The sequence below is a fragment of the uncultured Psychrobacillus sp. genome, from assembly GCF_938022135.1.
GTDB lineage: Bacteria > Bacillota > Bacilli > Bacillales_A > Planococcaceae > Psychrobacillus.
This window is the reverse complement of the sequence record NZ_CALIED010000007.1, coordinates 1-11,793: the sequence shown is the minus strand read 5'-3', so window position 1 is coordinate 11,793 and position 11,793 is coordinate 1. Positions and strand designations below refer to the sequence as shown.

Genomic DNA, 11,793 nt, shown 5'->3' with positions numbered 1-11,793 from the left:
CACCCCCGCTATTATTTCATATTGTTAGCCGCTTCCTCCGCTAAAAGCCGATCAATAGTCGCTTGGATACTAACTATCTCTGCTTGAAGCTCCTCAATTTTTGCGGCAATTGCATCAAATACAGCACTAAATTGAGTTCCTATAATTTCTAAATAAGGTTGATGTATTCCTGATTCACGAATCTCATCAAATGCTGTCGCTAGTGTTCCATACCAAGTAGTTGGAGTAAGCTCCGGTTCCATACATTTAGGCTCATTGGACTGAAATTCTCCCTGCTTCCCTGTGAGAGAAGCTTGACACGCATTTAACCTAGCTATCTTCGCTTTAACTTCTGCTAGCTTCATATACCAATACATAATCAAATTAATTCACCCTCCCTTATACCCTTCTTCTTTTTTGGAGTACCGTTTGACGTTTGTGCAAGCTTTGGCAAAAATACAACAAAGAGAATAATAATTCCACTGGCTATAATCAATAGGAAAACAAGAGTCAGAAGGTTCCCATTTGAACTACCTTCTTGCTGTTGCTGTGAGAGGTTCCCTTGCGTTTTCGTCTCCAACTCCCCAGAAGTGAAAAGCTTTAATTCTAAGGAGCGTGCTGCCACCGTACTATTCTCACCTCTTTCATCACTCTGAAAAAGGAAGGATGAGTCAGTACGATTAGGCAGCTTCTTCCTACCGTCAAAATAAATATCAAACTGCTTAATAGGAATCGTGTTTTTCATTTCTGTTTTCTTCACATCATGTAGATAATCGGTATTTTTCTTAAATTCTAGCTTTTCATATAACAAAGGCTCTAATTCATCGATTGTTTTATTTTCATCTGCTAGCACTACTCCACTTTTAGGAAAACAGAGTAGCGCTGTACAGAGGACAACTAAAATGACCTTTTTAGCCTTCATACGCTTCATCTACTGTCGTAGCGTTTTGGCCATTGTTTTTGCTTACAAAATAGGATACTACTAGCATTATGATTGCTATAACGCCTGTAATGATTACTCCTATCGTAAAGTTTGTCTCCGCCTCATATTTTATTGAAAGATACACGTTGGATAAAATATCAGGTACGTTCACATCTGGCACCGCTAAAATCAGCAATGGAATAATGTAAATACACATAAGTACTATTCCAGCTAGCCACCCGGCTGCCTGCCCAAACTCTAATGCCGCGCGAACAATGGATGCACTTGCTAATAGTAATAGCACCGTAAATATCGTCCATTGAATGGCACGATCGTCATTTAAGATGTACATATTAATACTGTATAGGCTAATAATAATCCCAACTAAAAGAGATAAGATGATTGTCATTGCTATACGAAGTCCAACTGCCCCATCCTTTAATTGATACGTAAAGTAACCTATTAGTAGACTACTAATCAGTAGAACGATAAATAAGATAACTGGTGGAACCTTTTGTCCTTCCTCTGAGACAGCAGCTGCTCCTTTTACTCCTAGTGGATTCACAAAATGGTTAAATGCATAACCATTTTCCTGTCCATCTACATAAGTGTTTGCTAGGAAGCTTTGTATGTCTCCATCAAAATCAGACATAGCATCCACGTTTGTCTCCCATTTGTTACTAAACTCATCAGATGTAGTTTTAATGTTATCTGCTTTTGCGTGCAATTCATTTGCGTAATTTACCAAGTTATTCTGACGGTCCGATAACGTATTCATCATTTGACTAAGAGAAACTAGCTGATTACTTACATTTTGTTGACTGGATGCAACTTCTCCCTCACCTACTGTTTGCTGAGGTTCTGCACCTAACATAGTAGCTGGGTTTTGAATTTGCTGCAGCAATACATTCGCCTGCTTATCAATCGTATCTAAGTCATTTAGTAAGGATAAATGCTGCCCTTCCACTGTTTCTCTTTGACCGGACATAATAGCAGCAAAGGTTGTACTCAAATCGGTCATTCCTAATTGAGTTTCCGGTATACTTTCTTCTACTGCAGTCCAGCCTTCTAATTCTAATTCATTAACATCAACTACATTTTTAAGTAAGGCTGTTAAAATTTCGTCTTCTAGCAGGGCATCCTTGTTGGTGCTTTCCCCTCCTTCATTCAACGTATACTCAAACTGCTCTAAAGTTGCATAATAGGACAATAAAGAGCTTAGCTCTGTATTGGTAACTCTTTTACTAAACAATTCTTGTAATCTAGTTTTCTGTTCGGCTGTTAGATTAGCATGAGTCAATAATGATTCTTCTTTTTGACTAATCTCTAACCCTATCCTTACCGTATCAGCCGGGTAGGTGTCTATAATTTGTTGCACGGATTGATATTCCCTGTAAACGGCCTGATAATCTGTTAAAAGACTTGTATATTCCTTAGCAGCAGTAGCATAATCATTTGTTCCTTCTTGATTGGAACTGCTCCACACGTTTTCTTTTTGAGAAATAAGCGCGGTGACATTTGTCAATTCACCTTGTAGCTGATCCAAATCAGTTAACAATGTAGACTCTGGATCTGTTTCAGCTATTTTTGTTTTTAAAGACTGTAGAGCTGTAAGGATTTCATTAACCTTTGTACGCTCCTCCTCTAAAGTAGGAAGAAGTGTCCCTGTTTTTGCTGCAGCCTTTTGTTCCATTTCTGTACCGATTGGAACTAGTTGCTGTGGATCAGTTCCAACATCCATTATCCCTAGTACAGCAGTACCGTTCTTTCTTGCCTCAATTCCTTTTTCTAAGCTTGCAAGCACCGAGTAGTTGTAGCGATCGATTGCAGTTTTTTGAACGACAAGTAAGTCATTAAGCTGGCGATCTACCTCACTTTTTCGGAGCTCAGACAATGCATTGAACTTCTCCTGGTTGGCATCTATAATGTTGTTCACTTTGTAAATTTCATCATTTAACTTTTCGTTGCTATCTTCTAGCTGCTGAACGGTTTTATTGAAATGCTCTGCTTGAGAAGCGGCAGCAACCTTTATCTTTGCAAGACTGTCATCTTGGACTTGTCTTAAAATTTCTTTTTGACTATCCTGGAACGTTTTATATTGCTGGACGTAGCTGATAAATCCAGTCATTTGGTTTCCGAAAGTTTCCGCATTTTCAATCCTTGCAGCGTGAGAATTATTAGCTGAACTCATTGTTGAAAGTAATCCAGCCATCTGTTCCTTTTGTCGTTTCATTTCTTCAGCAAGTGTTTCAGATTCCGGCTTATAGTAAGCTGACATCGTCGATAGAAACTCAGTTTCCTTACCTAATATATTCGCAAATTCCTTTTTAATATGATCCATTTCCTGTGCTACGTATGTCCAATAAAGAGTAGACACCTTTTCATTTACACGATTGGTAGCTGACTCGATCTCATGCAGCACTCTCTCTTTTCGTAGCCCAGCCTTTTGTGAATGCACCTTATAAGAGAATTCTGCTCTTTCCGGATTTTGCTGATCATAAGACATTACATTGGAAGAAAAGTTAGAAGGGATATAAACGATTGCCTCATACTGATTTGACTTCAACCCATTTTCAGCTGCCCCTCGGCCGACTACCTTCCATTCATATGGTGAATCGGTAGCTAGTATCGTCACTACCTCTACCCCCATGTCAATACTTTCCTGACCTTTTGTAATCCCTTGATCCTCATTAACAATGGCAATAACTCTTTTATTTGGATTATCTAAATCTAATATGCTGACCCCCATCAGCTGAAAGAACAAAATAGGGAGAGCTAATATTAGAACAATCCCAGCAACTATTTTCCATAATCCCGTTCCCTTTAAATTTTTCATTGGGTGATCTTCCTCTCCATCTTACATAACGGAATTAACACCTTTGTGGCGTTTCCATTGAATACGTAATGCGCATAGCCTAAAGGCAGTTCTGCCTCTTTTCTTTCATAAGGTACTGTATAAAGCGTTTGCTCTGATTTTTTCATAAATACTAATCCTTGTCTTACGAGCTTCAATTCATTCGTAAATGCATCGAAGCCTTTTGTAATTTCTGAGTTGTTAGCCGATATAATCACATTAAAGCCTAGATGAGTATATTTTTTCATTAGCTTAGATAGACGATCCTGAATGCCTACATCTGCGAGCTGTAAAAATCTCGTATAGCCATCAATGATGAAATAGGCAGGGACGATTGTTGGTGATTGTCCGTTTTGCAAGCTTTCTAGATAGCTACTTTCCACTTCTACATAATGTTGCTCCACGTTGGTAATCCAATCTACCAATCGATCTTTCGTTTCTAAGTAGTCTACTTTTGGTTCGTCTGAGAATGCTGCAAGACCTCGATCAAATGAATCAAAGATAGCAATAAAGCCATTCTCCATTTCTAATAATTGATGTAATAACCACTTAATCGTATTCGTTTTACCTCTTTGAACCGGACCAATCAGCATTAGATGACGATTTTTATTAAAGTTAATCGGAATCGTTCTAACTGTTTCTTCATCTAAGCCAAGCTGTACTATTCCAGGCATTACGTCATCCTCTAAATAGTTTTGGAAGTTGTCGCTGTTTAACTCAAGCGGCAGCATTGGAATTGGCTTTGGTGCAGGCATATCTGCATAAGCACTCTTCAATGCTTGCACTTTTGACTTAATAGATTCTAAAATTTCGAAATCGTCTACTCCATGTGCTGGGAGGAATAATTGTGCAAACTTTGCTTCTTCTTTTTTAATAATCGCTCTTCCTGGGAAAGGCTCTAAGTCAAATGGAACTCTTCCAATGACGCCATACGACTCTGTGCTATCCATTAAATAATGGACTATTTTAGTTTTTAAATTGTTCATGAGTGATTGTCTAATGGACTGTACTCTTGTTGCAGATACAAGCAGATGAATACCTAATGATTGTCCATCTCGACCAAACTGGATGAGCTGTGCCTCTAGCTCTTCCATTTCCTCACGCACAATATCATAGTTATCCACTACTATGTAAATAAGAGGTAATGGAGATTCTGATACTTTATTGTACATATGGATATTACTCACTTCTGCCAATTGGAAGGCTATCTTTCTGTTGGATATCTCATCCTTTATTAGCTTTATAAGCTTATCTCGTTTTAACTCCTCATCCATCGTAAAGTAATCAGCTGTATGTGGCAGCTGCCTCATAGGAAGAAGAGATCCATTTCCATAATCTAAAATGTAAAGGTGGGCCTCGGCAGGGCTGAGATTGTCTGCTATACCTAGTAAGAGTCTTAATAATGTATAAGATTTCCCATAACCTGAGGAACCAAAGATCCCTACATTCCCGTCCTTCTTCCATTCGTAATAAATTGGATTTTGCGCCTGTTTTTCTGGTTCATCTATCATTCCAAGTAAGAAGGCATCCTCCATTTCTTCTATATGCTTGGACTGAGTAATCCTTAAAGCCAAAGGTGGCAGCCATGGACTTTGGAGCTTTTGGATAGCCATTTCTTCTTGGGTTTGAGCAATTTTAGCAGTCACTGCCTCAATTTCTGTCATTTTACTCTTTTTCTTACTTACCTTCGTTTCAATGCCCGTTAGTGGAACTAGCCCTAAATCAGTGACAATTGCAATGTCCTCTTCTCCTTCTAGCGTTTCTTCCATATACGGCGCACCACTCCAAGCAGATTGGAACAGCTCGTAGACCTCATTATTTCCTACCTGCAAATATCCTCTACCTGTCACGGTAATGGAAGCTGCATCACTATTTTTCAGGATTTCCTTACTATCGTTCGCATCCTGAACCTTCAGCGCTACTCGGAAGCGAGCATTACTCCATATTTGTTCATCGATGATTCCGCCAGGTTTTTGAGTAGCAAGGATTAGATGTACTCCTAAGCTACGTCCAATACGAGCAGTACTTACTAGCTCCCGTATAAATTCTGGCTCCTCGCTCTTTAGCTCTGCGAACTCATCAGAGATAAGAAAAAGATGTGGAAGTGGTTCAAGAGAAAGACCGTTTTTATACAGCGTTGTATAGTCATCGATATGAGCAACCTCATACCGATCAAATAAGCGCTGTCTACGTTTAAGCTCGCTATTGATAGATGTTAAGGCACGCATACTAAAGTTTTTACTGCCTTCAATATTCGTTATTGTTCCTAACAGATGAGGGATTTTCTTGAACGGCTGTGCCATTCCCCCTCCTTTATAATCGATAAGTAAAAACGCAACCTCATGCGGATGAAAATGAACCGCAAGTGATAAAATATATGTTTGGAGAAATTCACTTTTCCCCGATCCAGTTGTACCAGCCAGTAATCCATGCGGGCCATGTGCTTTTTCATGTAGATTTAAATGAACAAGCTCTTTTTTCCCTTTGAGCCCTATCGGAACTGCAAGAGATTTAGCGGATTCATTTGTTTTCCAATATTGTTGAATTGGAACATCTTCCACATCTTTTACCTCAAACATTTCTAAAAAGCTAACTGAATTCGGAATCGAATTTTTCATACCTATTTGGTGATTCAATGTTCGCAACATCCGAGAGAATCGCTCATTAGTTGTAGCGTCGTAGTCATCCAAATAGAAGGGCCTGTTTACAGCCTTACCTTCCTCTATTAAAATATCTCCTTCACGATCATTTACATATCGAACGAGTGTATGAACGTTCTCCGTCATCCGTTCCTCAGCCGATTCAGCAAAAATTACCGAGAATCCTAATTCTTTTGTATTCTTTTTCTCTAAGTATTCCATGATGACGTGCTCTGCTATTAAAGATGTATCCGAAATGATAAATACTAGATGAGGGGCAAATCTTACTTTCCCTTTCATCTCATCCACATCTCTTTCCCGAATTATTTCGTAAAGTGAGGACAATAATTGATCACGAGTTTCCTCATTGTGGATTAAGCCTTTCGCATGCATGTTTGGAAGTGTGGAGTGAGGGAGCCACTTCATCCATTCATAATCCTTGTATTCTTTGTGATTAAAAATATTAATCACACGAATATCATGATAGCTATGAGCAAAGGCTAGCTGTCCAATTATTTGTTGAAGCTCCCGTTTGACCACATTTTCCTTACCGATCAATCCTAAAATACCTTGATGTAAATCGGTTGTTATTGGTGCAGATTGGATGGTTTGATATACCTTTTCCATTCTTTGCGCTTCTTCAAGTAGGTCGTCCACTTCTCTGTTTGCTAAATCCCCAGAGCTAAGCTTTATTTCATAGCTTGATGGGACATCCCCAATGCCTAATCTAAATTGCAGAAAGTCATGGCTTTCTAAACTTTTCTCCCAAATTCGTCCCGATAACTCCTCTGTCATTATCTTCATTTTTTCAAAGGATGGATAATGATACTCGAGCACAAACTTTTGCTTTTCCGATAAGCCATCCAGCTCTTCTCGTAAATTTGCCATATAGGCCGCATAAACTCTTCTTCGCTTCGCTTCGTTTTCTTTTCTCTTTTTACGTTCCTTAAAGAAATTAATCGTAGATGTAACAAGGACAGCCATGAACATCGTGATCGATATGATGACAAATACCCCTCGTGGAACAAAAATGGTAATCGTTCCAATAGCGATTAGCATGACAAGCGGTAGTGCAATCGTCATCAATAATCCTCGACCTGCTGCATCACTTTCCTGAGCAGGAAAGGAGATAGATACTTTATCCTCTGGTAAGTCATAAATCATCCGAGGTGTTCTTCTATATTCAGGGTACATAGCATATCTTTCCGTTTTAGGTAATTCTATTTCAGGTAGCGTGCTTATATATTCCTTATTTGTCACTATTTCGATTAAATCTCTTTGAACCAGTTTAATCTCCATAAATGCCCATTGTAGTACATCGCCGAGCTGAATAATTTGGTTAGTACCGCAACGTTTTCCGTTTAGATATAAAGGACATGCAAAATCCTTTTTGATAATCCAGCCATCATTGATTTTATTGAAAGAGAAATGACCAGTCTCCACTTCAGGGAACATAATATTCGTACGATGAAAGGTTGCTTGTTCCTCATGACAGTCGAATGACACTTCGTTTGTATAATCGATAAAATAAGTTTTTGTCTGAACCGGTAAAGAAGATACGAACACTTTTAAGATCTTATCTCTCTGCTCAATTGCAAGACCACTTTCTTCTGTCAACACTCCCAATTCCTGTGCCCCGTCGTGAAGGACTAATTGATTTTCCTTATTTTCAATCCTTATTTCTCCAAAAAGAAAAGGGAAACTTTGGACGGTCACATCATGCTCTATAGCAGGGCCAATGGTTAGTGTTGTAAACTCTCTTTGTTTTATCTCTAATCGTTGATAATCTTCTCCATAAAATACCCATAGCTGTAACAACCTGAACACCCTCTTTCGTACCCTGATAGTTTATTAAAATAGCCAAATAATAAGTGAGTAGTTTCTAACATTAATTAGCTGCGTTTTCTTCAGCTGCTGGTGTTTCTGGTGCAGCTGGTGGTGCTTCGGTTGCAGCTGGTGTTTCCGGAGTCGCTGGTGCTGGTGTTTCTGCTGGTGCGGTTTCTGGTACTGGTGCTGCCTCCGGTTCTGCTGTTTCATTTTTTGCTTCTTTTTCTTTTTCTATTTTCTGTGCTTCTTCCTCTGCCTCTTTTTCAGCTTCCTCAGCTTCTAGCATTAGCTTTTCAAATTCCTCTACCTCTTGGTCAATTTCATTCAGAAGAATTTGCATTTCTTCGCCAGTAAGGTCTTTGTCTGCTTTAACTTCCTCGCGTCTTTTTAGTAACCCAAAGGTAATTAGCTCTCCGTCCTCCATCGCTCTTGCAATGTCAACAGCATCTTCTGCCTCACCTCGACCTAGGTGAATCCAATATTTCAAGTACTCTGCATCTGTTTGAAGGGTTATATTAGATAACACATTTTTCTTTTGTTCTTCGTCTAATCTTTCATTAGTCACCGATGCGTACGCTAACTCATACAGAACAATGTAGGGCATCCCTTTTACAGAATAAGGTTCTAATAAGGTCACTACCTGACTATAATTTTGTCCTAGAAAGTATTCATGGCTAAGTGTATAAGCTTCGTTCTTTGGCTTTTCATGTACAAAATAAATGATAGTAAATATGATTGCAGGAAGAATTAGAATGCCAAGTCCGATTGCTAAGTATTTAGTCCACTTCCATTTCTTTCTTGGTAGCTTGATATTGCCCATTTCTACGATTTCAAGCTGTTCCATTTTTTCTGTAATATAGTCCAATAGAGCTTGACTATCCTTCATACCCATGATGGTAGCTCCAACTTCCTTGAGCTCTAATATTTCGGAGTACTTTAAGTACTCTTCAAAGGTGAATGAATTGTCTATGGCTGCTGCTACCACTGCTTTTGTTTCAAGCCAGAGCCTATCTTCATCTGTTTCATACGGAGGTAAACTTCCTAATACACCATAGTAAAGAAACATTGGATCCAAAGCCTTGCTAAAGATTATATTTTCCGGGCATACTATTAGGTTTAGTCGGGGATAAGGGTGAGAGCAAACCTTTTCTACTAGCTGATAACCTAGCATCCACCTAGATTTTTCTTCTTCTCGATGAATGTCTCTAAAACGCATATGGTCTTTTGGAATCTCGGCTTGAACAATTAATTCGTCGTCAGTAATAACAATCTCCTTAGAGATCTTTGGGTTAACTTCTTTTAGGAAGATTATTTCCTCGGTACGCTTAAAAGCAACTCTTTCCTTTTGAAATACAAAGGTGGTTTTATTGGCTTCCTCATTAATTTCCGCACCCGTACGATTTTTCAAATATGTATATGGTCTATCTTTAAGTTTGGTTTTTGTTTTGCTCATATCATTCTGTTTAGGGGCCATGTCCATTTCTCCTTCAAATGATTTCAATTCGATCGCCGGTCGTAATGCCGCATTCAGACATTGTTAAATGCCCAGGGAATAATTTATCCTTGTTTACCACGCGTATCCAATGACCCTCACGCTTTGGGTTGGAAATGGAAGCAGCCTGCCACGCAATATCAATCATCTTTTTCATCGTGTAGTAATCAGATAGTCGGAGGTCAATAACTTTCCCGTTATACTTTGAAAGGTCAACTGTAATTTCTATATACAAAATGTAACACCTCTCCTAAAGAGTGTAAGCTTGCTTAAAATAGTTGAAAATGAAGGAAAAGCGCCTTCCAATATGGAATGACGCTCTATATATTACATCCTGAACAATACTCCAAGTTACCCTCTGATTTGGCTTGCAATTTGTTGATCTGCATCTTGTAGAGCTTGACCAGTGCGGCTTAACTGTACGCTAACTTCGCTTAATAGCTCACGCATATCATTGAAATGTGGCTTAAGTCTTTCATATTGTTCAGCAAAGGCTGCACTAGAAGCACCTTCCCACATAGATTGCAATTCACCGATCATACCGTCCAAACGACCGATTTGAGAAGCAACCTCACTTGACTCATGACTGTAACGTGATGCCATTGCATCCAACTCAGCTGGTGTTACGCGAATAATTCCTGACATTTCATACATCTCCCTTTTGTTTAGTATTTTGATGAATTTATAAAATAACTGTGAGAGCTAACTACAAGATGAACTTGCCGTTCCTTCACAGATACTTCCAATACACTTTACTTCTTTTACCAAATACATTACAAATATTTTACAGAAAATATTTGTTAATGGATATTTTTTACTTTTAATATACTTCTAACTATTTAATTTACTAAAAAAACCATTTACTATAGCCATATCCCCCTATTTGGTAATCTCTAAACCTCTTACCTTATATTTTTTTTAGAGATTAAAAGGAGTTTAAGTCCATTGCCTAATATAATAAATAACATTCTCAAACTAAGTAGTCAAAGCATCCAAAAAAATCAAAAAATAACCTTAGAACTAAACGCTCATAGACTTTTGTCCCGTTAATTTAATATTTTAAATTTAATAATATATTTTTACTCTAGATAATTTATTATTCAAACTAAAATATCAATAATTTATCACTTTTAACATAAACCAATTATTTTGACCCATCTTTTGTAACATTGCATCTGTCAAATATCTTAGTTCGAAGATACTTGAACTCATAATAACTTTCATCAAAATTTTCTTCCAACTCTCCATTCCATTACAAAAACATTACAGAAAAGATTCAAAACACCATTATAAATACCATTTTTATTTATTCAGATGCTTGCCAAGTATGTTACAGGTGCCAGGCACCTGTAACATACAAACTTAGTATCCGAAACATTTTTGCGCACAAAAAAATATAAAAATTACAACCAAAATAAGTAAGATATAACAAGGTGTAATGATCCAGAAGGAATAATATAATTTTTTGTTGAATACATTGTTATCCGACAATACGCGAGTAGAAAGTTTTTTTTCACAAAAGGGGAATACGGTATGAACGTTTACTGTAAAGGTGTTTTTAGTGAGATGGATTTGGCGGTTAACTCTATTATCAAGTTGATAGAGACTTTAAGCGATGAAGATTTGAATATTAAGCCAACCGAAGGAAAATGGTCGATTGGAGAGCTACTATCGCATATGTCAGTTATATGTAAAGCTGACTATCTGATTGGAGCGGGAGCTTCGGAGGAGGAGATGGACCGTTTCTATGAGGAAGCGGAGCCGGAAATGAATCGGAAGGCAATAGCTGATGCTCTAATTAACAATTACAATTATCTAGTAAACGGCATAGCAGGATTACGAGAAGAGGAGCTCCTACAGGAAACGGCTTCATTTTTTGGAGTAGTTCATTCACGTTATGAATGGCTATTAGACACTCAAGCTCACCTGTTTCATCACCGTGGGCAGTTGCACGCAATGATTGTTCATGTTCTAAAGAAAGAACCGAACATCCAATTGTTTGAGTAAGCTCAAAATAGGTATTTTATGGTTTGGCGCATGGACCGTATACCAAAGGTATATTGGATAAAAGTCATCTTGA

The 11,793-nt window shown here is 38.1% G+C and carries 8 protein-coding genes; 1 reads left to right on the top strand and 7 read right to left on the bottom strand.

Annotation, left to right across the window (positions count from 1 at the left end):
• Positions 1-11: 11 nt before the first annotated feature.
• From Q0371_RS00635 to Q0371_RS00605, 7 genes are all read right to left on the bottom strand, one after another.
• Positions 12-356 (bottom strand): DUF5082 family protein, encoded by a 345-nt coding sequence (locus Q0371_RS00635; protein WP_298467135.1) that lies wholly within the window; start codon positions 354-356, stop codon positions 12-14.
• A gap of 2 nt (positions 357-358) precedes the next feature.
• Entirely contained in the window at positions 359-901 is a 543-nt protein-coding gene (gene essA, locus Q0371_RS00630) for a type VII secretion protein EssA (protein WP_298466947.1), read from the bottom strand.
• Complete coding sequence (gene esaA, locus Q0371_RS00625; protein WP_298466945.1) at positions 891-3,737, bottom strand: type VII secretion protein EsaA; 2,847 nt, start codon at positions 3,735-3,737, stop codon at positions 891-893. Before esaA ends, essA begins: the two co-directional genes overlap by 11 nt.
• Positions 3,734-8,212, bottom strand: coding sequence for a type VII secretion protein EssC (essC, locus tag Q0371_RS00620; protein ID WP_298466943.1), 4,479 nt, complete (start codon positions 8,210-8,212; stop codon positions 3,734-3,736). Before essC ends, esaA begins: the two co-directional genes overlap by 4 nt.
• Before the next feature lie 70 nt (positions 8,213-8,282).
• The gene (essB, locus tag Q0371_RS00615; protein WP_298466940.1) at positions 8,283-9,695 is read right to left on the bottom strand and encodes a type VII secretion protein EssB; all 1,413 of its coding nucleotides are present in this window, start codon (positions 9,693-9,695) and stop codon (positions 8,283-8,285) included.
• Between the two features lie 13 nt (positions 9,696-9,708).
• Positions 9,709-9,948: an EsaB/YukD family protein gene (locus Q0371_RS00610; RefSeq protein WP_169358738.1), complete on the bottom strand. Its 240-nt coding sequence runs from the start codon at positions 9,946-9,948 to the stop codon at positions 9,709-9,711.
• A 116-nt stretch (positions 9,949-10,064) separates the two neighbouring features.
• The gene (locus Q0371_RS00605; RefSeq protein ID WP_169358737.1) at positions 10,065-10,358 is read right to left on the bottom strand and encodes a WXG100 family type VII secretion target; all 294 of its coding nucleotides are present in this window, start codon (positions 10,356-10,358) and stop codon (positions 10,065-10,067) included.
• 888 nt (positions 10,359-11,246) lie between these two features.
• On the opposite strand from Q0371_RS00605, the gene Q0371_RS00600 reads away from it, so the two are divergent.
• A complete protein-coding gene (locus Q0371_RS00600) occupies positions 11,247-11,720 on the top strand; it encodes a DinB family protein (RefSeq protein ID WP_298466933.1) in 474 nt (157 codons plus the stop codon).
• Positions 11,721-11,793: the final 73 nt, after the last annotated feature.

Bases quoted from the DNA above. Each gene is read 5' to 3' on its own strand.
- Q0371_RS00635 (WP_298467135.1), bottom strand. From the start codon at position 356: ATGTATTGGTATATGAAGCTAGCAGAAGTTAAAGCGAAGATAGCTAGG.
- essA (WP_298466947.1), bottom strand. From the start codon at position 901: ATGAAGGCTAAAAAGGTCATTTTAGTTGTCCTCTGTACAGCGCTACTC.
- esaA (WP_298466945.1), bottom strand. From the start codon at position 3,737: ATGAAAAATTTAAAGGGAACGGGATTATGGAAAATAGTTGCTGGGATT.
- essB (WP_298466940.1), bottom strand. From the start codon at position 9,695: ATGGCCCCTAAACAGAATGATATGAGCAAAACAAAAACCAAACTTAAA.
- Q0371_RS00605 (WP_169358737.1), bottom strand. From the start codon at position 10,358: ATGTCAGGAATTATTCGCGTAACACCAGCTGAGTTGGATGCAATGGCA.
- Q0371_RS00600 (WP_298466933.1), top strand. From the start codon at position 11,247: ATGAACGTTTACTGTAAAGGTGTTTTTAGTGAGATGGATTTGGCGGTT.